This is a genomic window from Pseudomonas sp. GW456-12-1-14-TSB6, from assembly GCF_059424205.1.
This window is the reverse complement of record NZ_JBWKZE010000053.1, coordinates 1-22892: the sequence shown is the minus strand read 5'-3', so window position 1 is coordinate 22892 and position 22892 is coordinate 1. Positions and strand designations below refer to the sequence as shown.

The 22892-nt window shown below is 62.6% G+C and carries 20 protein-coding genes and 1 pseudogene; 7 read left to right on the top strand and 14 right to left on the bottom strand.

The features are described 5' to 3' along the window. The 4 genes and pseudogenes from AC07Y2_RS28220 to mnmH all read left to right on the top strand — a co-directional run. Positions 1–1266 (top strand): annotated as a pseudogene (locus AC07Y2_RS28220) (toxin VasX); the annotation flags it as partial. Positions 1267–1636: 370 nt separating this feature from the next. Further along, a complete protein-coding gene (locus AC07Y2_RS28215) occupies positions 1637–2359 on the top strand; it encodes a hypothetical protein (RefSeq protein ID WP_256587101.1) in 723 nt (240 codons plus the stop codon). Between the two features lie 108 nt (positions 2360–2467). Then, the gene (gene selD, locus AC07Y2_RS28210) at positions 2468–3502 is read left to right on the top strand and encodes a selenide, water dikinase SelD (RefSeq protein WP_103387404.1); all 1035 of its coding nucleotides are present in this window, start codon (positions 2468–2470) and stop codon (positions 3500–3502) included. Continuing rightward, a complete protein-coding gene (gene mnmH, locus AC07Y2_RS28205) occupies positions 3502–4605 on the top strand; it encodes a tRNA 2-selenouridine(34) synthase MnmH (protein WP_103387403.1) in 1104 nt (367 codons plus the stop codon). The genes selD and mnmH overlap by 1 nt, the downstream gene beginning before the upstream one ends. A 27-nt stretch (positions 4606–4632) precedes the next feature. Here mnmH and AC07Y2_RS28200 read toward each other — a convergent pair whose 3' ends face one another. Further along, positions 4633–5307, bottom strand: a complete 675-nt coding sequence (locus AC07Y2_RS28200) for a hypothetical protein (RefSeq protein ID WP_039770232.1) — start codon at positions 5305–5307, stop codon at positions 4633–4635. A gap of 296 nt (positions 5308–5603) precedes the next feature. Here AC07Y2_RS28200 and AC07Y2_RS28195 point away from each other — a divergent pair, with 296 nt between their 5' ends. Continuing rightward, positions 5604–6302, top strand: a complete 699-nt coding sequence (locus tag AC07Y2_RS28195; RefSeq protein ID WP_039770231.1) for a glutathione S-transferase family protein — start codon at positions 5604–5606, stop codon at positions 6300–6302. A 142-nt stretch (positions 6303–6444) separates the two neighbouring features. Then, on the top strand, positions 6445–7419 hold the full coding sequence (gene hemB / locus AC07Y2_RS28190) for a porphobilinogen synthase (RefSeq protein ID WP_064380881.1): 975 nt from the start codon (positions 6445–6447) through the stop codon (positions 7417–7419). 4 nt (positions 7420–7423) lie between these two features. On the opposite strand, the gene AC07Y2_RS28185 is transcribed toward hemB, so the two are convergent. Beyond that, positions 7424–8959 (bottom strand): FAD-dependent oxidoreductase, encoded by a 1536-nt coding sequence (locus tag AC07Y2_RS28185; protein WP_103387402.1) that lies wholly within the window; start codon positions 8957–8959, stop codon positions 7424–7426. A 187-nt stretch (positions 8960–9146) separates the two neighbouring features. Here AC07Y2_RS28185 and AC07Y2_RS28180 point away from each other — a divergent pair, with 187 nt between their 5' ends. Next, positions 9147–10235: a DUF1615 domain-containing protein gene (locus tag AC07Y2_RS28180; RefSeq protein ID WP_103387401.1), complete on the top strand. Its 1089-nt coding sequence runs from the start codon at positions 9147–9149 to the stop codon at positions 10233–10235. 78 nt (positions 10236–10313) lie between these two features. Here the strand turns inward: AC07Y2_RS28180 and AC07Y2_RS28175 are convergent, their stop codons facing one another. The 12 genes from AC07Y2_RS28175 to AC07Y2_RS28120 form a co-directional block, all read right to left on the bottom strand. Next, positions 10314–10637 (bottom strand): hypothetical protein, encoded by a 324-nt coding sequence (locus AC07Y2_RS28175; RefSeq protein ID WP_064597933.1) that lies wholly within the window; start codon positions 10635–10637, stop codon positions 10314–10316. A gap of 112 nt (positions 10638–10749) precedes the next feature. Further along, on the bottom strand, positions 10750–11445 hold the full coding sequence (locus AC07Y2_RS28170; protein ID WP_103387400.1) for an anti-sigma factor: 696 nt from the start codon (positions 11443–11445) through the stop codon (positions 10750–10752). Continuing rightward, on the bottom strand, positions 11442–11975 hold the full coding sequence (locus AC07Y2_RS28165) for a sigma-70 family RNA polymerase sigma factor (RefSeq protein ID WP_178082891.1): 534 nt from the start codon (positions 11973–11975) through the stop codon (positions 11442–11444). The genes AC07Y2_RS28170 and AC07Y2_RS28165 overlap by 4 nt, the downstream gene beginning before the upstream one ends. A gap of 42 nt (positions 11976–12017) precedes the next feature. Beyond that, a complete protein-coding gene (locus AC07Y2_RS28160) occupies positions 12018–12539 on the bottom strand; it encodes a DUF3455 domain-containing protein (RefSeq protein ID WP_103387398.1) in 522 nt (173 codons plus the stop codon). 119 nt (positions 12540–12658) lie between these two features. Beyond that, positions 12659–14272: an ABC transporter ATP-binding protein gene (locus AC07Y2_RS28155; RefSeq protein WP_103387397.1), complete on the bottom strand. Its 1614-nt coding sequence runs from the start codon at positions 14270–14272 to the stop codon at positions 12659–12661. 14 nt (positions 14273–14286) lie between these two features. Beyond that, a complete protein-coding gene (locus tag AC07Y2_RS28150; protein ID WP_085648212.1) occupies positions 14287–15309 on the bottom strand; it encodes an ABC transporter permease in 1023 nt (340 codons plus the stop codon). Further along, positions 15309–16373, bottom strand: a complete 1065-nt coding sequence (locus tag AC07Y2_RS28145; RefSeq protein ID WP_085667485.1) for a microcin C ABC transporter permease YejB — start codon at positions 16371–16373, stop codon at positions 15309–15311. The genes AC07Y2_RS28150 and AC07Y2_RS28145 overlap by 1 nt, the downstream gene beginning before the upstream one ends. A gap of 1 nt (position 16374) precedes the next feature. Then, complete coding sequence (locus AC07Y2_RS28140; RefSeq protein ID WP_103387396.1) at positions 16375–18246, bottom strand: extracellular solute-binding protein; 1872 nt, start codon at positions 18244–18246, stop codon at positions 16375–16377. A 110-nt stretch (positions 18247–18356) separates the two neighbouring features. Then, positions 18357–21062 carry a TonB-dependent receptor gene (locus AC07Y2_RS28135; protein ID WP_074689097.1) on the bottom strand — a complete coding sequence of 902 codons (2706 nt, stop codon included), beginning with the start codon at positions 21060–21062 and terminating at the stop codon, positions 18357–18359. Between the two features lie 208 nt (positions 21063–21270). Further along, positions 21271–21672, bottom strand: coding sequence for an ExbD/TolR family protein (locus AC07Y2_RS28130; RefSeq protein ID WP_011335072.1), 402 nt, complete (start codon positions 21670–21672; stop codon positions 21271–21273). Beyond that, the gene (locus AC07Y2_RS28125; RefSeq protein ID WP_039770206.1) at positions 21672–22376 is read right to left on the bottom strand and encodes a MotA/TolQ/ExbB proton channel family protein; all 705 of its coding nucleotides are present in this window, start codon (positions 22374–22376) and stop codon (positions 21672–21674) included. The genes AC07Y2_RS28130 and AC07Y2_RS28125 overlap by 1 nt, the downstream gene beginning before the upstream one ends. 49 nt (positions 22377–22425) lie before the next feature. Continuing rightward, positions 22426–22892: energy transducer TonB (locus AC07Y2_RS28120; protein WP_146040502.1), on the bottom strand; the 467-nt coding region annotated here is incomplete at its 5' end.

Genomic DNA, 22892 nt, shown 5'->3' with positions numbered 1-22892 from the left:
GGGAGTTTGGTGAAGACGGAAGGGATGGGGTTGGTGGTGGTTTTGGTGCAGGTGGTGAATTTGGTGGGGGTATTCCGGGAAGTACGTAAGCAGGCTCGTAATGAGAGGGTATGGAAACCTTTTGCTGAAGCGGTTGCAGCTACTGGAGCAGCCGGGTTTACTGCGGCGCAGAGTCTTGCGGATACGGCGATGAAGGCTCGGAGTGCTGAATTGATTGCAGGGCTTCAGCGACATGCCTTGTTGAACGTGCATGTGCAGATGGGGAAGGTGCATGTTGGATTGGGCATGGCCACTTACGGGCTTGGCCTATTGTCCTCGGCAATCAGCCTTAAAAAACAACACGAAAATTGGCAACAGGCCGTTCGCAGTGGCAATCATTCGGCGCAAGGTGCTGCCGAATTGGCCACACTAGGTGCTGGAGGAATGACTGCCGTCAATGCTTATGGTTTAGGCAACACATTGCATGCGGGCTATTCCGTCTTCACCGCATCAGACCGTAGCGCACGGATCGCAGCGTGGGCGGCCGCCGGTACACGTCTCTCGACGGTGTTCTTCCGCTTCAATCTTGCGGGGGCTCTATTCACCGTGCTCGAACTGAGCGGGAGCTGGTTGTTTAACCGTTACAACCTCAGTGCCCATGACAAATGGCTGAAAATCACGCCCTGGGGGAGGGATACCGACATGCGCGGTGACCACTCGCTGGAGGACTATCAGAGTTATCTGGCCTTTCTGATCCATGCGCCTTACGCGCAACTGGGACCCAATCCTTATGACTCCTGGCTGAAAAACCTGCTGTTCAAAGCCAGACCCAGCGATATCCACCTCGTGTTACCCAGACTGACTTTGGGTGATCTATTGCCGCCTCTCGGCGGAAAAGCTACTCACCTATTGGGCATCGGCGCCCACCGTATTTCGATGCTGCTTCACAGTCGTGGAACCCCACGGGAGCGCAAGGATGTGGTCAGCGAAGAGATCCTCCGCAGCCTGCGCATCGTCAAATCATCAGCGGAAGGCTTGGTGCTATGCCTCCAGTACCCGGTAGATCCCGATTCCGAATTCACCCCAGCCAAAGAAACACTGGAATTGGCCGTCTGTATTCAAAACCTGAACGACAAAGGTGAATGGACATCGCGCACTCGTGTCATTCATATCGATCCACGGGGGGAGGGGCACTTTGTAGTGATTGCTCCGCAACTGGTGAAAGAGAAGCCACCGGTTTTGCGTGTCGAAACCCAGTTTTTAGAGCAGGCCGATCATGCTGAATAATCCAGTAGAGCCGGGAGTTATCCCGCAAGTCGAGACACCTCGAAAAGCAGGGGATGTCGAGCCGTTTCCGAGTGGTAAGGTCACCTATCTGTCCCCAATACCCTTACCAACACTGACTCCACCTTATGGTCCACATATTGGTGAGCTGAATGATGTTTGCATGGATTTTGGGTTGGGGAAGCCAGAGGTTTTTATGTGGCAAATGACTTTGGGCGGGCCATTCAGCGTGTCTTTCTCAGTCGCTTTTCTCTTTCCATTGGTCGGCGGCTTTCTCGGGCTGATGTTTGGAGATAGTTGGGACGAAATCTGGAGTTACATAGAAGGAATTTTTCAAGAGACAAGAGGACTTGCCATTGAAACCTGTTTTCTAATGCTGCTCATCACCCTCGGCGTCTGGCACCACAACCACAAAAAACGCGCCTCAATCATCCCAACCCGCTTCAACCGCCAACGCCGCGAAGTCTGCTTCATGCCCGAAGGCGCCACCGAACCGGTCTTCGTCCCCTGGGAATCCCTTTCGGCGTGGATCATCGAAGCCCAGGGCGCCACCCAATACGGCATCCACCGCCAGTACGGCATGGGAATCGGCTTCTACCACGGCGAAACCCTCACCAGCCTCGAATTCCAATGCGCCGGCCTGCCCCTCGCCATCAGCCATTGGGAAGCCATTCGCGGCTACATGGAATACGAAATCCACGACCTCAAATCGATTCAAGACCTTCAAGACTTGCAAGGCCCCGATGACCCGCCCCACGAAGGCCTGCACACCTTCCGCAACGCCCGCGCACGCATGCACCAGCAGATCCGCGACGGTTCACGTACTCGGCTGTCGGGTTTCTTCTGGTACCTCTATCACGTCATGACCTTGTGGACGATTCCCAACCACCTCGTCGAATGGGAAGTGCGCCGTCTCGAACGGATCGGCAAACAGGCACTGCCCGAAGCCATGCGCCAATGGTCGGAACCGCTGCCGGAGGATCAATGGGCCAAACCGAGTGAAGAGCTGCTGCGACTCAGTGAGCAAGTACGCCAACTGCAAAAACGCCAGCCGCATCGACCGATCACCGAGATCTTTGCCGAGGTGCAACGCTAGTCCCGGGGGCAGTAGGGACGCAGGGTGGTCGATTGCATTGAGCGGCAGAAACGTGCTTCCCATCCCCTCTGCTAGTATTTGCCCCACTGCCTCCCGGAGATTGCCCCCATGACCGAGCCCATCCGTCTGACCCAATACAGCCACGGCGCGGGTTGTGGCTGCAAGATTTCGCCCAAGGTGCTGGAGGTGATTCTGGCCGGCAGCGGGGCGCAGAACCTTGATCCGAAACTGTGGGTCGGCAACGCGTCGCGCGATGATGCGGCGGTGTATGAAATCGATGCCGAGCGCGGGGTGGTCTCGACCACGGATTTCTTCATGCCGATCGTCGACGACCCGTTCGACTTCGGCCGCATCGCCGCCACCAATGCCATCAGCGACATCTACGCCATGGGCGGCGATCCGTTGATGGCGATTGCGATTCTCGGCTGGCCGGTCAACGTGCTGGCGCCGGAAGTCGCTCGGGAGGTGATTCGTGGCGGGCGCGCGGTGTGCGATGCGGCGGGGATTCCGCTGGCCGGCGGGCATTCGATCGATGCGCCGGAGCCGATCTTCGGTCTGGCCGTCACGGGACTGGTGGAAAAGCGCTTCATGAAACGAAACGACACGGCCACCGCCGGTTGCCTGCTGTACCTGACCAAACCGTTGGGCATCGGCATCCTCACCACCGCCGAGAAGAAGGGCAAGCTGCGCCCCGACGACATCGGCGTGGCCCGGGACTGGATGTGTACGCTGAACAAGCCCGGCAGCCGTTTCGGCAAACTGGCCGGGGTCACCGCCATGACCGACGTCACCGGGTTTGGCCTGCTCGGGCATCTGGTGGAAATGGCCGACGGCAGTCACCTGACGGCGCGGGTTTTTTATGACCGGGTGCCGCGGCTTTCGAGCATTGAGTACTACCTCGAACAGGGCTGCGTGCCCGGCGGCACCTTGCGCAACTTCGACAGTTATTCGAGCCGCGTCGGGCGAGTGCAGGAATTGCACAAACGGGTTCTGTGCGACCCGCAGACCAGCGGCGGGCTGCTGGTGGCCGTGACCCCCGAAGGCAATGCCGAATTTCTCGCCGTCGCTGCCGAACTCGGCCTCGTGCTTGAGCCGGTCGGTGAATTGATCGCGCGACAGAGCCACGCGGTCGAGGTGAATTGATGACCGCCGACTTCACCGACTACCGCGACATCTTCCTCAACGATCGGCCGCTGATGGACGCCCGTGCGCCGGTCGAGTTTCACAAGGGCGCGTTTCCCGGGGCGGTCAATCTGCCGCTGATGAACGACATCGAGCGGCAGCGGGTCGGCACTTGCTACAAACATCACGGTCAGCAGGCCGCCATCGAACTGGGCCATCAACTGGTCTCCGGCGCGGTGAAGGCCGAGCGTCTCCAGGCCTGGGCGGAGTTTGCCCGGACGCATCCCGAGGGTTATCTGTATTGCTTTCGTGGCGGCCTGCGTTCGCAAATCGTCCAGCAGTGGCTGAAGTCGGAAGCCGGCATCGACTACCCGCGTATCGGCGGTGGCTACAAGGCGCTGCGAGGTTTTCTGATCGACACCCTCGAATCGGCTATGGACGAGTGTGATTTCGTGCTGCTGGGCGGCATGACCGGCACCGGCAAGACCGAAGTGCTGGTGCAACTGCGCAACAGTGTGGATCTGGAAGGCCATGCCAATCACCGGGGCTCGAGTTTCGGCAAGCGCGCCACCGGTCAGCCGTCGAACATCGATTTCGAGAACCGGCTGGCCATCGACTTCCTGAAAAAGCGTGCGGCCGGCATCGATCAGTTTGTGCTGGAGGATGAGAGCCGGGTTGTGGGGAGCTGCGCGCTGCCCTTGCCGTTGTATCAGGGCATGCAGCAGTACCCGATGGTCTGGCTCGAAGATCGTTTCGAGCAGCGCGTCGAGCGGATCCTGCGCGATTACGTGGTGGATTTGTCTGCCGAGTTTCAGGCCGTGCATGGGGAGGAAGGTTTCGGTCGGTTTTGCGAGCGCTTGCTGGAAAGCCTCGACAACGTGCACAAGCGCTTGGGCGGCGAGCGGCATCGACGGATGCGGGTGTTGATGGAGGAGGCGCTGGCGGAGCAGGGCCGCAGCGGGGCGGTGGAGTTGCATCGCGCGTGGATCGAGGGTTTGCTGCGCGAGTATTACGACCCGATGTATGTGTTCCAGCGCGAGAAGAAGGGCGGGCGGATCGAGTTTGCCGGGGAGCGGCAGGCCGTTATCGAGTACCTGTGTGAGCGGGTCAAACCCAAGGCCTGACGGGACCCGAGCGGGCCCCGGACAAACTCAGGTCGGACAGCTTTCCTGGCCGTTATCCAGTCCCTGTTTGTAGCTGTGGCTCTGCAGGCTGGCCTTGCCGTTGTGCCAGGTCAGGGTCAGCACATACAGCGAGTCGTAATCGCTGGATTCCCAATCCTCGGTGATCTTCTGCTTCCCGCCGACCGCCTTGTCCGCCACCTTGTTGATCAGCTCCGGCAGGTAGCCATGGGACCACGCGGTGTAGATGGTCGAGTTGTGGTACTTGTCGTCGATCAGCTCCCGGGCCAGGTCACTGGTGTCGTTGGCCGAGAACTCGATGTTCACCGGCAGGCCGAGCTTGATCGCGGCGGGGCTGATGGTCATCAACGGGCGGATATAGCTGTAGGAGTTGTCCAGCTCGCCTTCCTCGACATTGCGCGTCGGATTGGCGGCGAACACGTAGTCGGCCTTGCCGAATTTTTCCGGCAGCAGGGTCGACAGGTCGATGGCCCGGTTCAGGCCCTGGCAGTTGAGCTGGCCGAGACCACCGGCCGGTTTCTCCGCATGGCGCAGGAACACCAGGGTCTGGGTGCCGTCCACCGGTTGCGCACGGCTTTCGCTGGATTCCAGCGACAGGAACAGCGCGCTGACTGCCAGCAGGGTGGGCAGGGCCACATAGGCGCGATGTTTGAAGCGGTTGGCGACTTTCATCAAGTTCGTCATGAGATAAGGGTTCTTCAGTCTGTTCGGTTAAGGCTGACAAACCTCTGCACCGGTGCATGCGCGCCGGCTGTTTTCCCTGTCATCACTGGCTTGCTTGGAGCCCCCTGAGGCCCGTTTGGTTCGATCCGCTTGAGTGCGCCGCACTTTACCGTTGAGGCTGTGCGGTTGGAGGGAAGGTTAACCACAGGATGTTGCGGATTTAAGTAAGCCTGCGGGTCAGGCGTGTAAAGAACCCGAGCCAGAGCGCTGATCGTGGATTATGCTCAGGCCTTTCATTTTGTGACTGGATGCTACACATGACTGATCTGTCCGCGTTCCCGATCACCCAGAAATGGCCGGCGCAGTACCCTGACTGGATTCAGCTCTATTCCCTGCCGACCCCCAACGGCGTCAAGGTCTCGATCATGCTCGAAGAGATCGGCCTGCCATACGAGCCGCATCGCGTGGGCTTCGACACCAATGACCAGATGTCTCCGGAATTCCTCTCGCTGAACCCGAACAACAAGATCCCGGCGATCCTCGACCCTCACGGCCCCGAGGACAAACCGCTGCCGTTGTTCGAATCCGGCGCGATCCTGATCTACCTCGCCGACAAGAGCGGCCAGTTGCTGGCCCAGGAAGGCGCGCTGCGCTACGAAACCATTCAGTGGCTGATGTTCCAGATGGGCGGTATCGGCCCGATGTTCGGCCAGCTCGGTTTCTTCAACAAATTCGCCGGCAAGGACTACGAAGACAAGCGTCCCCGTGACCGCTACGTCGAAGAAAGCCGCCGCCTGCTCAGCGTCCTCAACACCCGCCTGGAAGGGCGCGACTGGATCATGGGCGAGCGCTACACCATCGCCGACATCGCCACGTTCCCGTGGGTGCGCAACCTGATCGGCTTCTACGAGGCGGGCGATCTGGTCGGCATCAACAACTTCCCGAACGTCACCCGGGTGCTGGAGCGCTTCCTGGCGCGGCCGGCGGTGGTGCGCGGCCTGACCATCCCTTCCTGACCCTGCGGGAATCGGGCGCGCCGATTATTGCGCGCCCGGTAACGCACTGTTGATTGATCCAGGTTTGTACCCCGATCCCCGCAAGGCATAAGCTTCGCCCCCTACGACTTTCGTCTCATCCGCTGTTTTCAGGAAAGGCCCCATGTCCAGTCAGTTCCCCGAAGCACGTCCACGCCGTCTGCGCCGCAATGCGAGCCTGCGCAGCCTGTTCCAGGAAACCGAGTTTTCCCTCAACGATCTGGTGCTGCCGATCTTCGTCGAAGAAGAGATCGACGATTTTGTGCCGATCAAGAGCATGCCCGGCGTGATGCGTATTCCCGAGCGCAAACTGGCCGGCGAAATCGAGCGTTACGCCCGGGCCGGGATCAAGTCGGTGATGACCTTCGGTGTGTCCCATCATCTGGATGCCAACGGCAGCGACACCTGGCGCGAAAACGGGCTGGTGTCGCGCATGTCGCGGATCGCCAAGGACGCCGTGCCGGACATGATCGTGATGTCCGACACCTGCTTCTGCGAGTACACCGACCACGGCCACTGCGGCGTGATGCACAACCATGAAGTCGACAACGACCAGACCCTGATCAACCTCGGCAAACAAGCGGTGGCGGCGGCGCGTGCCGGTGCCGACGTGATCGCGCCATCGGCAGCGATGGACGGCCAGGTGCGGGCGATTCGCCGGGCGCTGGACGATGCCGGCTTCACGCAGATTCCGATCATGGCCTACTCGACCAAATTCGCCTCGGCGCTCTACGGCCCGTTCCGCGAGGCCGGCGGCAGCGCGCTGAAGGGCGATCGCAAAAGCTATCAGATGAACCCGATGAACCGCCGCGAAGCCCTGCGCGAATCGTTGCTCGACGAGCAGGAAGGCGCCGACGCACTGATGGTCAAACCGGCCGGCGCGTACCTGGACATCATCCGCGACATCCGCGAAGCCTCGAACCTGCCGCTGGCGGCGTATCAGGTCAGCGGCGAGTACGCGATGATCAAGTTCGGCGCCCAGGCCGGGGCCATCGACGAAGATCGCGTGGTGCGCGAAAGCCTCGGCGCGATCAAGCGCGCGGGTGCGGATCTGATCTTCACCTACTTTGCGATGGACCTGGCCCTGGCCGGGATCTGATCCGTCAGGGGCAATTGAAAAACGGCCGGATCCCGTGATCACGGAAGTACCGCTCGATCACCTTCGGATCCGCGCTGTTGTCGGCAATCGCCACGTAGGTATCGGGGCGCAGCAGGTAAAAGCCGTTGCGCCCCAGGCCCGCCGTTTCAAACGCCGGACGCCAGTCGAACACGTGCAGCGGCAAGTGATGTTCATTGCACCAGGCGATCATCTCGTCGCTGGTGTCGCCGTACACATGCACCTGCCAGCACGGCTGGCGCAACGGCTCGTAGTTGTCCCCCTCGCCATCATGGGCCCACGGCAAGCGGTCACCGCCGTGGACGTGCCCGGCCACGCCTTCGCTCAACGCCATGCCCCGATAGTTGAGGGTGATCTGCGACACCGTGCGAAACAGCAATTCGCGGCTGGTCTCGAATGAGGCCATTTTCGGAATCAGGAACGGCGCCAGCCGTGTGCGCAACAGGTCGGCCATGCGGCCTTCGGCGGTGACGAAGCTGAAGACCTTGTCGGTGGTCGACACCAGTCGCCGGGCGAAGGCGATGCGTTCGGTTTCGTAGCTGTCGAGCAGCCCGGGCGTGGCCGCGCCGCCGAGCACTGCCGCGAGTTTCCACGCCAGGTTGATCGCATCGCCGATGCCGGTGTTCATGCCCTGACCGCCAGCCGGGCTGTGCACATGCGCCGCGTCGCCGAGCAGAAACGCCCGGCCCTTGCGAAAGTGATCCGCCACCCGGTGATGCACGCGGTAGGTGGAGAACCAGTTGACGTCCTCGATGTGCACGTTCAGGTGTTCGATGGCGCGATTGCTGACATCGGAAAATTCCAGGGTTTCGGCACGCTCCGCACGCTCGTCGCGCACGGTGCCAATCAACCGCGCGCGGCCTTCGCCGGCCAGCGGGAACACCGCCAGAAAATCCGCTTCATCCAGATCCAGATGCAACTCGCCATTGAGCGCCGGACCGCTGGCCCGCACATCGGCGACATAGAAAATCTGCTGATAGGTGCCGCCGGGAAAACCGGTGTCGAGGGTTTTGCGCACGACCGAACGGGCGCCATCACACCCGGCCAGATAGCAGGCCTGGCAGATTTCCTGCTCGCCATCCGGCAGGCGCAAATGTGCGGTGAGGCCGTCACCGTTTTCCGTGAAGCTTTCCAGCGTCGTGTTGCGCTCGACGGTCACGTCGTAGTCTTCGAGGCGGTCGATCAACAGCCGCTCGTGTTCGTCCTGCGGGTACATTTCCAGAAAGGCATAGGGCGTCAGGCCTTCGCCGATCCGGTTCAGCGGCAGCTGCGCCACGGGTTTGCCCTTGACCCAGAAATTCGCCGCGGCCACCCGATGACCGTTGCGCACCACCGTATCGGCCAGATCCAGTTGCCGGTACAGCTCAAGGGTGCGCGCCTGCACCGCCAGCGCCCGCGAGGTGGTGCCGGGGGCGGAGGTCTTGTCGATGATGCGTACGCGCACGCCCAGTTTGCTCAGCCACAGGGCCAGCACCAGCCCGGTGGGGCCCGCGCCGATGATCAGAACATCACTGCGGTTCATGGTCTGTCCTCCTCGCGTGTCCTGATCCGAGACTTGCCACTGCAGCAGCAAGTATGGATCAGACGGCGAGGGCGGCCAGTCGGCCTGCCAGACGGGACGATGGAACAGCGCCGCCGGCCCGCAGTCCTATCCTGCACCCTGCGATTGAGCGTAGGGTTAACCCGGCTCAACGGACTGGATGAAGCGTATGCACACCCCTCGATTATTCGTCAGCCTCGCCGCGCTGCTGGTGCTGGCCGGTTGCGCCGGTCAACGCAGCGAAGAACCGGCGCCGCGCCCGCCCGCCGAGGTCAAGGCGCAGATTGTGCGCCTGCTGCCGGCAAAAACCGTCGACCGTCAGGGCTGGGCAACCGACATCTACGCTGCTTTCGCCGCCCAGGGCATCAGCCCGACTACGCAGAATCTGTGTTCGGTGCTGGCCGTCACCGAGCAGGAATCCACTTTCCAGGTCGATCCGCCGGTGCCCGGCCTGGGCAAGATCGCCCGTGACGAAATCGACCGCCGCGCCGCCAAGGTGCACATCCCGAGCCTGTTGGTCAGCGGTGCCTTGCAGGTGCGCTCGCCGAACGGCAAGACCTACAGCGAACGCCTGAGCGCCGCCCGCAGCGAAAAGGAATTGAGCGCGATTTTCGACGACTTCATCGGCTCGGTGCCGATGGGCCGTACGCTGTTCAGCGGTTTCAACCCGGTGCACACCGGCGGGCCGATGCAGGTCAGCATCGAATTCGCCGAGCAGCACGCCAAGGACTACCCGTACCCGGTGGACGGCACCATTCGTCGCGAGGTGTTCAGCCGTCGCGGCGGGATGTATTTCGGCATCGCCCATTTGCTCGGTTATCCGGTGAGTTATCGCGAACCGCTGTACCGCTTCGCCGACTTCAACGCCGGCTGGTACGCCAGTCGCAATGCGGCGTTTCAGAACGCGGTCAGCCGGGCGTCGGGCATTCCCCTGGCGCTGGATGGCGACCTGATCCGCCCGGGCGCGATCATGCCGGGCAGCACTGAACTGGCAGTGCGCACCCTCGGCAAATCCCTGGGCATGCGCAATCCGGTGATCCGCGATCAACTGGAGAAGGGCGATAGCCTGGCCTTCGAGGAGACCAAACTGTATCAACGGGTCTTTGAGCTGGCGGAGCGTGCGGAAGGCAAGTCACTGCCCCGTGCGGTGCTGCCGGGCATCGTGCTGCAGAGCCCGAAGATCACCCGCAAACTGACCACGGCGTGGTTTGCCAAACGGGTCGACGAGCGCTATCGGCGCTGCATGGCCAAGGGCTGAGGACGATCAAAAGGGAATAAAAAAACCCGGCTGACGGGAGCCGGGTTTTTTCTGGGTTGTTGCGGTCAAGCCATTCATTCAGGCAACGCGACGTTCAATCAGACGATCCGAACCACCTTCAGCAACGCGGCGTTCGATCAGACGATCCGAACCACCTTCAGCGACGCGACGTTCAATCAGACGATCCGAACCACCTTCAGCGACGCGGCGTTCAATCAGACGATCCGAGCCACCTTCGGCAACGCGGCGTTCGATCAGACGATCCGAGCCACCTTCGGCAACGCGGCGTTCGATCAGACGATCCGAGCCGCCTTCGGCGATCATGGTGTGGGCCGGTTTGGCGGCAAATGCGTTGAAGGCCAGAACCGAAAGGGCAATGCTGAGGATGACTTGGCGTTTCATGATTTTTGCTCCGGGGGTGTTGTTTGTTTGGTATGGAGCGGATGTTACGCCCGGGATTTTTTAAGAGAACTTCATTGACGTGATGGTGAACATCGACGCCGATGATGGTTTGTCAAAGCACCTTCACTGCGCGGCCAATTGCCTGGATCGGCCCGGTGGGTTTGCCGATCGGCGAACCGTTGGCGCCCTCCAGCGTCAGCTCGAACAACTGATTCGGTTGCAGCGGCGGCAGCTTGTCCAGCGGGATCGACAGCGCCTGGCCCGGTTTGACCAGCCCCAGCGACACCGGACCCTGCCAGCCGTCGGCCTTGGTCCAGAACTCCAGCGCCTTGTCGGCCGGCACCTCGACCACGCCCAGCGGAATCAACTGAATCTCCCGTGGACTGCTGGCCTGGATCACCCAGCCCGGCACCTTGTCCTGCGGGGCGACCAGCACCACCAGATAGCTCGGTTTCGGTGTGGTTTGAGTCAGCAGGATCGAACCCAGCAACAAGGTCGCGGCCAGCCCGGCAGCGCTCAAACCGCGCCACAGCGACAGACGGTTCCACCAGGAAATCTCTGGCGCCCTCTTGTGGGTGAGTTGCCCGACACTGCGTTCGATGCGCTGCCACAGCTGCAACGAAGGCTGATGCGCCGGGGCGAGGTCGGTCAGCTCCAGCAGCCGCCGCTCCCAGGCATCCACCGCCGCTTGCAGCTCGGGCTCGTTGGGCAAGCGTCGTTGCACTTCGGCGCGCGCTTCGGCCGAGAGGGTGCCGAGCACGTATTCGCTGGCCAGTTCATCGCGGTCCTGCGCCGATTCGGTGGTCATCCCATGCACTCCCGCAACGCATTGAGGCTGCGTTTGATCCAGGCTTTGACGGTGCCCAGCGGCGTGTCGAGGCGTTGGGCGATCTGCGCGTGGCTGTAACCGTCGACGTAGGCGTGAAGGATGCAGCGGCGGCGTTGCGGTTCCAGTTGATGCAGGCAGCGGTGGATGCGGGACGATTGCGCCAGCGCCTCGAACCCGTCATCAATCGCCGGAAATTCGTTGCTGTCGTTCAGCGGCGTTTCCCGGTCGTGATTGCGCAGCACATTCAGCGCCAGATGCCGGGTCACGCTGAACATCCAGCCCCGGGCCGAACCGCGCGCCGGATCGAAACCCGCCGCGCCAGCCCAGATTTTGATGAATGCGTCGTGAACGATGTCTTCGGCCAGCGCCGTGTCACGCACCAGACGCCGGGCCACACCGAGCAACCGCGGGCTTTCCTGCACATACAATTCGCGCAGGGCCCCGCGCTCGCCGCGGGCACAGGCGGCGAGGCGGGCTTCGTAATCGAACGCGGTTTCGGGTAATGGCATGTCCTGCAATCTAGCAAGCATCGACCAAACGTCCAGTCAGGCTCAGTTCGCCGCCCAGAAAATGTAGTCGGCCTGGTACTTCACCACTTCCTGTTTGCCCTTGTTCGCCGCCGTGCATTCGCTGCCCGGCGCCACGCCACCCTTGAGCGCGACGCGCTGGATATAGCTCACGCCGCTCATGGCGCCTTTGCCCTCGGCGGGGTTGGTCTTGACCAGTTGATAGGGCAGGTTGCCCGGGCTCGATGGCGCAACGGCCAGTTGCGTGCCGGTGACTTTCGAACCGTCCTTGGCCTGCCAGGTGGCGGGTGGGCCGAAGTAGGTGCCGACCTGTTTGCCGCTGCGATCATTGAGCACCGCTTTCGGGCCGACGAACACCCACTCGGTCTGGCCGGCGGCATTGGCCTTGTCCCGGCATTCGTAGGTGATCTCGCCGACCCCGGTGGTTTCCATCGCGATCTTGTGGCCGTCCGGCACTTTGATCGCGTCGGGATAACTGCTTTGGGCAAAGCTCGAAGAGGCGACGGCGAGCAAACCGGTGAGGCCAATCAGTTGAGTGATGTTCATCAGTGTTTCTCCGAAAAAGGGTAAACCGCTGACAGCCGAAAGAGGGCTGTTACAGGGACTACCCGTGACGGAGGCATTTGGATGCAGTGGCCGGAAAATAAATCTGAAAGCACTGAAAGTCAGATTGTTGTAACCAGCTCTTTCCCGGTTTTTGCCAATGCCAGGCCGGAGGCTTTCAGCAGTTCCTGGGTATAGGCATGCTGCGGCGCCGCAAAAATCTGGCGCGACGCTCCCTGTTCGACCACCTTGCCGTCCTTGATCACCATCAAGTCGTGCGCCAGCGCATGCACCACCGCCAGGTCATGGCTGATGAACAGGTACGTCAAGCCATGGCGGATCTGCAACTGCCGCAACAACTCCACCACCTGTTTCTGCACCGTGCGATCCAGCGCCGAGGTCGGTTCGTCGAGCAGAATCAGCGCCGGTTCCAGCACCAGCGCCCGGGCGATGGAAATGCGTTGGCGCTGGCCGCCGGAGAATTCGTGGGGGTAGCGATGCCGGCTCTGCGGATCGAGGCCGACTTCCTCCAGCACGCGGATCACCGCTGCCTCACGTTCTTCGGGCGTGCCGATGCCGTGGGTCAGCAGGCCTTCGGCGATGATCTGCTGTACCGACATTCGCGGGCTGAGGCTGCCGAACGGGTCCTGGAACACCACCTGGATCTGCCGGCGCAACGGGCGCATCAAGCGCTGATTGAGCAGGCTCAAATGCTTGTTGCCGAAGCGGATATCGCCCTCGGATTCCACCAGTCGCAAAATCGCCTGTCCCAACGTCGACTTGCCCGAACCGGACTCGCCGACAATCCCCAGGGTCTTGCCCCGTTGCAGTCGGAAACTCACGCCGTCCACGGCCTTGATGTACTCCTGAGTGCGGCTGAACAACGCTTTGGGCAGCGGGAACCAGACTTTCAGATCGTCCACCTCCAGCAGGTTGTGATCGTAGCGACTCGGCACCGGCGCGCCCGACGGTTCCGCCTCGATCAGCAGGCGGCTGTAAGGATGCTGCGGCGTGCGGAACAGCGTTGCGCAATCGGCCTGTTCGACGATTTCCCCGTGGCGCATCACGCAAACCCGCTGGGCGATGCGTCGCACCAGATTGAGGTCGTGACTGATCAGCAGCAGCGACATGCCGAGGCGTTGCTGCAACTCGATCAGCAACTCGAGAATCTTCTGCTGCACGGTCACGTCCAGCGCCGTGGTCGGTTCGTCGGCGATCAGCAATTGCGGCTCGTTGGCCAGCGCCATGGCGATCATCACCCGTTGCCGCTGGCCGCCGGAGAGCTGGTGCGGATAGGCCTTCAGGCGCTGCAACGGCTGGCGAATGCCGACCAGTTCCAGCAGTTCCAGCGTGCGCTGGCGCGCGGCACGGCCCTTGAGTCCCTTGTGGATCTCCAGCACTTCGCTGATCTGTTTTTCCACCGTGTGCAGCGGGTTCAACGAAGTCATCGGCTCCTGGAAAATCATTGCGATGCGGTTGCCGCGCAAGCTGCGCATCTGCTGTTCGCTGGCGTGCAGCAAGTCCACGCCGTTGTAGCGGATGCTGCCCGTGCTGCTGACGGTCTTGCTTGGCAGCAAACGCAGGATCGAGTGCGCCGTCACCGACTTGCCCGAGCCGGACTCGCCGACCAGTGCCAGGCACTCGCCACGGCGGATATCGAGGTTCACGCCGTGCACCACTTCGTGCCCGGCGAAGGCGACGCGCAGGTCGCGGATTTCAATCAGGTTATCGGTCATTTCAGCTCCGGGGATCAGGATCGCGGATCGAACGCGTCACGGCAGGCTTCGCCGATAAACACCAGCAGGGACAGAATCAGCGCCAGGGCAAAAAACGCCGTCAGCCCCAGCCACGGCGCTTGCAGATTGCGCTTGGCCTGGCCGATCAGTTCCCCCAGCGACGCGGTGCCGGCGGGCATGCCGAAGCCGAGAAAATCCAGCGCGGTGAGGGTGGCGATGGCGCCGGTCAGAATGAACGGCAGGTAGGTCAGGGTGGAGGTCATGGCGTTGGGCAGAATGTGCCGGCGCATCAGCTCGCTGTCCGTCAGGCCCAGGGCCCGCGCGGCCTTGACGTATTCCAGGCTGCGCCCGCGCAGGAACTCGGCGCGCACCACGTCCACGAGTGCCAGCCAGGAAAACAGCGCCATGATCCCCAGCAGCCACCAGAAACTCGGCGAGACGAACCCGGACAAAATGATCAGCAGGTACAGCACCGGCAGCCCCGACCAGATTTCCAGCACCCGTTGCCCGAGCAAGTCGACCCAGCCGCCGTAATAACCCTGCAACGCCCCGGCGACGATGCCGATCAGCGCACTGACGGCCGTGAGAATCAGCGCGAACAGAATCGAAATCCGCGTGCCGAAAATCACCCGCGCCAATACGTCCCTGGCCTGATCGTCGGTGCCCAGCCAGTTGCTCGAGGACGGCGGGCTCGGTGCCGGTTCCGTGAGGTCGTAATTGACCGTGTCGTAACTGAACGGGATCGGCGGGAACAGCATCCAGCCGCCCTGATCCTCGATCAGTTTGTGCACGTAATTGCTGGCGTAATCCGGCTGGAACGGCAGTTCGCCGCCGAAATCGGTTTCCAGATAATCGCTGAGGATCGGGAAGTAGAAGGCGTGGTGGTAGCGGATCACCAGCGGCTTGTCGTTGGCAATCAGTTCGCCGCCGAGGCAGATCAGGCACAGCCCGATGAACAGCCACAGCGACCAGCGCCCGCGACGGTTGGCCTTGAATTGGGCGATGCGCCGCCGGCCCAGAGGGGAGAGTGTGAACATCAGGCAGTCCTCGCCGAGAAGTCGATGCGCGGGTCGAGCAGGGTGTAGCAGAGGTCGCCGATCAGCTTGATCAACAGGCCGAACAGGGTGAACAGAAACAGCGTGCCGAACACCACCGGGTAGTCCCGTGACACCGCCGCTTCGTAGCTCATGCGCCCGAGGCCGTCGAGGTTGAAGATGGTTTCGATCAGCAGGGAGCCGGCGAAAAACACCTCGATCAACGCCGACGGCACACCGGCCACCACCAGCAGCATCGCGTTGCGAAACACATGGCCGTAGAGCACGCGCCTTTCGGTCAGGCCCTTGGCGCGCGCGGTGATCACGTACTGGCGGCTGATCTCGTTGAGGAAGCTGTTTTTGGTCAGGATCGTCAGCGTCGCAAAACCGCCGATCACCAGCGCCGTCACCGGCAACACCAGGTGCCAGAGGTAGTCGCCGAGCTTGCCCCACAGACTCAGGCTGTCGAAATTGTCCGAGACCAGCCCCTGTACCGGAAACCAGTTGACGTAGCTGCCCCCGGCGAACACCACGATCAACAGAATCGCGAACAGAAACGCCGGCATCGCGTAGCCGACGATGATCGCCGTGCTGCTCCAGACATCGAAAGCGCTGCCGTTTTTGATTGCCTTGCGAATGCCCAGCGGGATCGAGATCAGGTAGGTGATCAAGGTCGCCCACAGGCCGAGGGACAGCGACACCGGCAGCTTCTGCACGATCAGATCGGTGACCTTGGCACCGCGAAAGAAACTGCTGCCCAGGTCCAGTTGCGCGTAGTTTTTCAGCATCAGCCACAGGCGTTCGTGCATCGGTTTATCGAAGCCGTAGTGGTGCTTGATCTCTTCGATCAGCGCCGGGTCCAGGCCACGGCTGCTGCGCCCGGCACCGCCGATCGCGGTGACCTCGCTGGCGCCGCCCATGCTGTGCCCGCCGAAGCCTTGCAGGCGGGCGATGGCCTGTTCCACCGGGCCGCCGGGCGCGGCCTGCACGATGACGAAGTTGACCACCAGAATGCACAGCAGCGTCGGGATGATCAGCAACAGACGTCGACTCAGATAACGCCACATGTCACTGGCCCCCCGCGAGCTGGTGCAGGGCACTCATCTGCTGGTTGGTCAGCGGCTTGGCCGAGATCTCCCACCAGGTGTCGAGGCCTTCGCTGTAGATCGGCTGCACCGGCGGCCTGCCGAAGCGGTTCTGAAACACCGTCGGCGTGCCTTTGGAGTAGTAGTTGGGAATCATGTAGTCCCCCCATTGCAGCACCCGGTCGAGGGCGCGGGCGTAACGGACCATGGCGTCGCGGGTATTGGCCTGGACCAGGCCGTCGATCAGCCGGTCCACCGCCGGGTCCGCCAGTACCATCGAATTGGAACTGCCGACCTGCGTGGCGCTCTGTGAGGCATACAGGCTGTACAACTCGCGGCCCGGCGAGACGATCGGATCGCCGCTGCGCGGAAAACTGGTGACGATCATGTCGTAGTCCCGGGCGTTGAGCCGGTTGATGTACTGCGCCGAATCGATGCGTCGCAGATTCAGGGTGATGCCGATCTGCGCCAGGGTGCGTTTGTACGGCAGCAGCATGCGGTCGAAGCCACCCTGACCGTCGAGGAAGGTGAATTCGAATGGCTCGCCGGCGGCGTTCACCAGCCGATTGTTTTTCGGCGTCCATCCGGCTTCGGCCAGCAGCTTCAGGGCCTGCAACTGCTTGTCGCGGATGTAGCCGCTGCCATCGGTTTTCGGCGCCTGATAGACGCGGCTGAAAACCTCGTCCGGAATCTGTCCGCGCAACGGTTCGAGGATCGCCAGTTCCCCGGCGTCGGGCAGGGCGGTGGCGGCCATTTCACTCTTCGGCCAGTAGCTGTTCTGGCGCACGTAGAAGCCGCGCATCATCTGCTTGTTGGTCCACTCGAAATCCCACAGCAGGCTCAGCGCCTGACGCACGCGGCGATCCTTGAACAGCGGGTTCTGCAGGTTGAACACGAAACCCTGGGCGCTGGTCGGTTTGTCCGGGGCGAGAATTGCCTGTTGCAGGCGACCGTCGTGCAGGGCCGGGCTGTCGTAGCCGACCACGTAGCCGGACGAGGAAAACTCGCGGTTGTAGTCGAATGCGCCGGCCTGCAGCAATTGTCGGGCGACATCGGTGTCGCCGTAGAAATTCACGGTCAGGCTGTCGAAGTTGTACATCCCGCGACTGACCGGCAGGTCTTTGCCCCACCACTGCGGGTCACGCTGGAAACTGATGCTACGTCCCGCATCGACCTTGCTCACCCGGTACGGGCCGCTGCCCAGCGGGGGTTCGAAACCGCCGCCGTTGGCGAAGTCGCGGGTTTTCCACCAGTGCTCGGGCACCGGTCGCAGCGACGCCAGATCCAGCGCCAGGGTGCGGTTGAGGTTGTTCTTGAAGGTGAAGCGAATCTGCCGCGGGCCTTCGATCAGCACGTCCTGCACGTCGGCGTATTGCTGGCGATAACTCAGGCTGCCCTTGGTCATCAACAGTTCGAAGGTGTAGCGCACGTCCTCGGCGGTGATCGGCGTGCCGTCGGCAAAGCGCGCCTCGGGATTCAGGTTGAAACGTACCCACAGACCGCCGGGATCGCGCTCCATGGTCTGCGCCACCAGACCGTAGACGGTATAGGGCTCGTCCAGCGAGCGGAACGCCAGCGGCGAATACACCCAGTCGTTGACCTGCACCACGGAAATGCCCTGATCGGCATACGGGGTGATGTAGTTGTACTGACCGATCTCCATCGAAGCGCGGCTGAGCGAGCCGCCCTTCGGGGCGTCGGGATTGACGAAATCAAAGTGCTGGAAACCGGCGGGGTATTTCGGCGCCTCGCCGTACACCGTCATCGCGTAGCTGCCGCCGGCCAGCGCAGCTGCCGCGTTGCACAGCAGCGCGCTGCCGAGCAGCAGGCCGGCCATGTTGCGCATGAATGTCATGAAGTCGTTCCTCTGAGCGGGAAAAACCCGAAGCGGCGGCAGGCCGCTGCGGGATGCGAATTCGCAAGGGGAAGGGGCCGGCCGGAGTCTTGCGCGGCCCCGACCGGGACTCAGAAGTGGTACGTCATGCGCGCAAACAGCGTGCGGCCCAGCGGATCGGTGTAGCGCGGGTCATAACCGCTCTGGAAGTTGTAGGCCTGGTTGGAGAACGGCGGATCGCGGTCGAACAGGTTCTTCACCCCGGCATCGACGTCCAGCACCTTGTCGAAGGTGTAACCGGCCGACAGGTCCCACACCGAATACGACGCGACCCGCGCGTTGGTCTCGCGGTCGTAGTCGTTGTAGCCGGTGGTGAAGCGGTTGGTCAGTGCCGCACGGGCCGCGCCGAAGGTCCAGGAACCGGTCAGGTTGTGTTTCCAGCGGGCAATCACACCGTCGCCCCTGAAGTCGCCGACCTTGTCGGTGAACGGGCCCTTGATGGTGCTCTGGAAGTCGTACTCGTCGACATAGGTGCCTTGCAGGCCCAGACCGAACTGACCGTACGGCGTGTTCGGGAAGCGATAGTCCAGCGACACATCGACGCCGTTGGTTTCAACGATGCCCAGGTTGGCGTTGCCGGTGACGATGTAGTTGAGCGTGCCGTCGGCGTTGCGCACGAAGCGGTCAGGGTAGCTGCCGGCCTGATCGAACACCGTGGATTCCGGGAACGGCTGGATCTGGTTGGAGATGTGAATCCACCAGAAATCCAGGCCCACGGACAGGTTGCTGACCGGCTGATAGACAAAGCCCAGCGTCACGTTGCGCGCCTTCTCCGGGGCCAGGTCTTCGTTGCCGCCGATCTGGTTGAGGAACTGCTGACCGCAATCGCGCCCGCCGTTGCCGCCCGGTTGCACCACGCCGCCGGTACACAGTACCGGGTCGTTGTAGTAGCCCTGGGTGTAGGTGATGCTGCGCGGCGAATACAGCTCATAGAGCGACGGCGCGCGGAAGCCTTCACTGTACGCGCCGCGCACCACCAGCTCCTTGAGCGGCTGATAACGGAACGAGTATTTCGGGTTGGTAGTGCTGCCGAAGTCGCTGTATTTGTCGTGACGCACGGCGGCGGACAATTCCAGGCTGTCGAGCACCGGCACGTTGATTTCCGCGTAGGCGGCTTTCACGCTGCGGTCGCCCTCGACGCTGCCGGCCGGGTCGATGCCCAGGCTCTGGATGTCGCCGGCAAAGGCTTCGTAGTCTTGGTGGAATTTCTCTTTGCGGTACTCGCCGCCCAGGGCCAGGCCGGACGGACCGGCACCGAACCAGTCACCGATTTCGCGGCTGATCCGCCCGTCGAAACCGGCGACCCGCCCTACCGCCGTGGAGTAGGCGCCGTGGTACATCGCCTGATCGATGTACTGCTGGCCGGCGCTGGTCTGCGGGCCGAAGGGGTTGAGCAGGCCGCTGGCCAGACCGTCGATCATCGCCTGATCGCTGACGTAGCCGCTGGTAACGCTGGAGACGATCTTGTTCTGGTTGTACGAGGCGCCGACGTTGTAGTCCCAGCCGCCCACCAGACCGTCGAAGCTCAGCAAAAAGCGCTGGCTGGTGTTCTGGTCTTTCGATTCACGCGGGCCGGCGGCGGTTTCGCGCCAGTTCACGTCCACCGGTTGCGTCGGGTCGAGGGCGAAACCGGTGGGCGCCGGGGTGATGCCGTTGCCGGGATAGTAGGGCGAGGACGAATCCAGGCTCAGGCCGGTCAATGGCGCCGGGCCGACAGCGGTGGCGTTGTTGTTGCGCGACCAGAAGTATTCAAGGTTGACGTTGTGGTCGTCGGCCAGTTTGCCGGTGGTCTTGCCGAAGAACGACGTCTTCTCGGTCTGCGGCACCAGGTCGATGAATTCCCGGGTGCTGAAGCGGCAGAGGCCGTCGCGGGCCACCAGGTTGGGGCCGTTGCAATTGCTGTTGGCCAGTGGGTTGGTGGCATTGCCGTTCTGGCTGTAGTTGCCGGGGAACGCGGTGCCGGAGGTCTGGTCCAGACCTCGGCCAGGCACGTAGTCACGGGCGAAGGAGCGGTCGTTGGCGTCGAGGTTCTGCTGCTTGTTGTAGTTGAACACGCCGAGCACGTTGAAGCGGTCCTGCTCCAGGTCGCCGTAGCCCCAGCTGGCGCTCATGTCCTTGGTCGCACCGCCGCCGCTGTGGGTCGGGGTTTCGCCGCCGAGGGTGAGCTGGCCGTCGGTCATGGATTTCTTGGTGATGAAGTTGATCACGCCACCGATGGCGTCGGTGCCGTACAGGGCCGAGGCGCCGTCGCGCAGCACTTCCACGCGCTCGATCGCGGCAAACGGGATCATGTTCAGATCCACCGCGCCACCGGCCGAGTTGGTGCCCGACAGGGCGTTGTTGGCCAGCCGGCGACCGTTGAGCAGCACCAGCGTCTTGTTCGCGCCGATGCCGCGCATGTCGGCGAACGAGGCGCCGCCGGTGGCCGCGCCAACCGAGCCAGCGCTGTTGTTGATCGACTGGCTGCCGGTGATGCGTTGCACCAGTTCGGCGGTGGTGGTCACGCCCTGTTTGCGCAGTTCATCGGCCTTGAGCACGGTGATCGGCACCGCCGTTTCCGCGTCGACCCGACGGATCGCCGAACCGGTCACTTCGACCCGTTGCAGTTGCGTGGTCGGCGCGACCACCGCCGCAGCGGCCGGGACGCTGTTGTCGTCCTCGGCAGCCTGAACCCCGGCGCCCATCCCCATGGCCACCAGGTACAACGGAACGAAACGGTGGCGGGAAATCGTCGCCACCAAGGGTTTGAGCGTGAAGCGTGGAGTGTTCATCAGCATGGTTGTTTCCGACTTTGTTAGACGTTTATCGAAATGGCCTTGTGAGCCCTCTTTGCACGGAGCACGGTGGTGCCGCGCCGCGAAAACCACTTTCTTCAAGCAAGCCGATCCCCTCCGAAGACGCGCTGCGTTTTTTCGGTCGGCCGATTGCGACGGGATTCAACGAGCGGTGCCGGGCGCGTCCCTCACTGCGCGCCCGGCACCGCCGTCAGCGGGTGGTCATCACCGATATCTTGGTGATGCCCGAGCGCTCGATGGACGCCATGGCTTTGGCGACCTGGCCGTAATTCACGGCGGAGTCGGCCTGCAGCTGCACGCGCACGTCAGCATCCTTGGCCTTGACCTCCTTGAGGCTGGCCTCCAGTGATTCCGGCGCCAGCTCGGTCTTGGCCAGGAAGAACTTGCCGTCCTGATCGACGCTGACCACCACCGGATCCTTCTTTTCGGCGGGAGCGACGGCGTCGGTTTTTGGCAGGTTGACCTTGATCGCGTTGGTCATCAGCGGTGCGGTGACGATGAACACCACCAGCAGCACGAGCATCACGTCCACCAGCGGCGTGACGTTCATTTCGCTGAGCACTTCATCGCTGTCTTGAGTGGAAAAGGACATCAGCTGGCCTCCCGCACGGCGGCCGTGGTTTTGGCGATGGCCTGGCGGCTGATGGAGAAAGCGCTGCGCGAGGCGAGGGCGTCGAAGTCGTGGGCGAAGTCATCCATGTCCGCCGAGGCCAGCTTCAGGCGCCGCAGGAAGAAGTTGTAAATCAGTACCGCCGGTACCGCGACGGCAATCCCCACACCGGTGGCGATCAGCGCGTGGCCGATCGGCCCGGCCACGGTTTCCAGGCTGGCCGAACCGCTGGCGCCGATGCTTTGCAGGGCTTCCATGATTCCCCACACGGTTCCGAACAGACCAATGAACGGCGCGGTGCTGCCGATACTGGCGAGGATCGCCTGGCCGTTTTCCAGCGAGCGACGTTCCTTCTGGATCTGCTGGCGCAGGTTGCGTTCCAGGCGGTCGGCACGGTTGATGGTGTGCGCCAGTTGCTGGGTGGTGCGCGGGGATTCTTCCACCAGCAAGGCTTCAAAACCGCTGCTGGCGATCCGCGCCAGGGAGCCCGGATACTGGCTGGCGTGTTCGGCGGCGGTGAGCAGATCCGGCGCGCCCCAGAAGGCTTTGCTGAACTGCTTGTTCTGGGTTTTCTGGCGCAAGTATTGCGCCGACTTGACCAGCAGGATCGCCCAGCTGACCACGGAAAACAGCACCAGTCCCCAGAGCACGCCGGGGACAATCATCGAAGACAGAGAATCGTTCATGGCTACACCTCGCTTGCGTTAATCGGTTGTGAGTTCGGTTGTCGTGCCGTCATTGCGGCAATTTGAAATCGATGGTCTGGGTGGCGAAGCCGTCGATCGGTGTGTCGCCGCGCTTGGCCGGGATGAACTTCCAGGCCTTTACCGCCGCGACCGCCGCGTCATCCAGTTGCGGCTTGCCGCTGGATTTGGTCACCGTCACCGAGCCGGCGCGACCGTTGGCCAGCACCTGAATCCGCAGCACCACGCTGCCTTCCCAGTTGCGCCGCAGGGCCAGCGACGGGTATTCCGGCGGCGGGTTGCCGAGGCTGGCGAGGCCGGAAATCGCCGCTGACTCTTTCACCGGGCCGGGTGCCGCCGCAGGTGCCGGTGGCGCGCTCGGGGTGGCCGGGGCGGCAGGCGCAGCCGGTTGCGCAGGGGCGGGAGGCGCTTTCGGCGGCTCGGCCTTTTTCACCGGTTTGGGTTTCTCGACCGGTTTCGGTTTTTCGATCGGCTTGGGTTTCTCCACCGGTTTGGGCG

Excerpts from the sequence above, each read along its gene's own strand:
- AC07Y2_RS28215 (WP_256587101.1), top strand. The coding sequence starts at position 1,637 with ATGCTGCTCATCACCCTCGGCGTCTGGCACCACAACCACAAAAAACGC.
- selD (WP_103387404.1), top strand. The coding sequence starts at position 2,468 with ATGACCGAGCCCATCCGTCTGACCCAATACAGCCACGGCGCGGGTTGT.
- mnmH (WP_103387403.1), top strand. The coding sequence starts at position 3,502 with ATGACCGCCGACTTCACCGACTACCGCGACATCTTCCTCAACGATCGG.
- AC07Y2_RS28200 (WP_039770232.1), bottom strand. The coding sequence starts at position 5,307 with ATGACGAACTTGATGAAAGTCGCCAACCGCTTCAAACATCGCGCCTAT.
- AC07Y2_RS28195 (WP_039770231.1), top strand. The coding sequence starts at position 5,604 with ATGACTGATCTGTCCGCGTTCCCGATCACCCAGAAATGGCCGGCGCAG.
- hemB (WP_064380881.1), top strand. The coding sequence starts at position 6,445 with ATGTCCAGTCAGTTCCCCGAAGCACGTCCACGCCGTCTGCGCCGCAAT.
- AC07Y2_RS28185 (WP_103387402.1), bottom strand. The coding sequence starts at position 8,959 with ATGAACCGCAGTGATGTTCTGATCATCGGCGCGGGCCCCACCGGGCTG.
- AC07Y2_RS28180 (WP_103387401.1), top strand. The coding sequence starts at position 9,147 with ATGCACACCCCTCGATTATTCGTCAGCCTCGCCGCGCTGCTGGTGCTG.
- AC07Y2_RS28175 (WP_064597933.1), bottom strand. The coding sequence starts at position 10,637 with ATGAAACGCCAAGTCATCCTCAGCATTGCCCTTTCGGTTCTGGCCTTC.
- AC07Y2_RS28170 (WP_103387400.1), bottom strand. The coding sequence starts at position 11,445 with ATGACCACCGAATCGGCGCAGGACCGCGATGAACTGGCCAGCGAATAC.
- AC07Y2_RS28165 (WP_178082891.1), bottom strand. The coding sequence starts at position 11,975 with ATGCCATTACCCGAAACCGCGTTCGATTACGAAGCCCGCCTCGCCGCC.
- AC07Y2_RS28160 (WP_103387398.1), bottom strand. The coding sequence starts at position 12,539 with ATGAACATCACTCAACTGATTGGCCTCACCGGTTTGCTCGCCGTCGCC.
- AC07Y2_RS28155 (WP_103387397.1), bottom strand. The coding sequence starts at position 14,272 with ATGACCGATAACCTGATTGAAATCCGCGACCTGCGCGTCGCCTTCGCC.
- AC07Y2_RS28150 (WP_085648212.1), bottom strand. The coding sequence starts at position 15,309 with ATGTTCACACTCTCCCCTCTGGGCCGGCGGCGCATCGCCCAATTCAAG.
- AC07Y2_RS28145 (WP_085667485.1), bottom strand. The coding sequence starts at position 16,373 with ATGTGGCGTTATCTGAGTCGACGTCTGTTGCTGATCATCCCGACGCTG.
- AC07Y2_RS28140 (WP_103387396.1), bottom strand. The coding sequence starts at position 18,246 with ATGACATTCATGCGCAACATGGCCGGCCTGCTGCTCGGCAGCGCGCTG.
- AC07Y2_RS28135 (WP_074689097.1), bottom strand. The coding sequence starts at position 21,062 with ATGCTGATGAACACTCCACGCTTCACGCTCAAACCCTTGGTGGCGACG.
- AC07Y2_RS28130 (WP_011335072.1), bottom strand. The coding sequence starts at position 21,672 with ATGTCCTTTTCCACTCAAGACAGCGATGAAGTGCTCAGCGAAATGAAC.
- AC07Y2_RS28125 (WP_039770206.1), bottom strand. The coding sequence starts at position 22,376 with ATGAACGATTCTCTGTCTTCGATGATTGTCCCCGGCGTGCTCTGGGGA.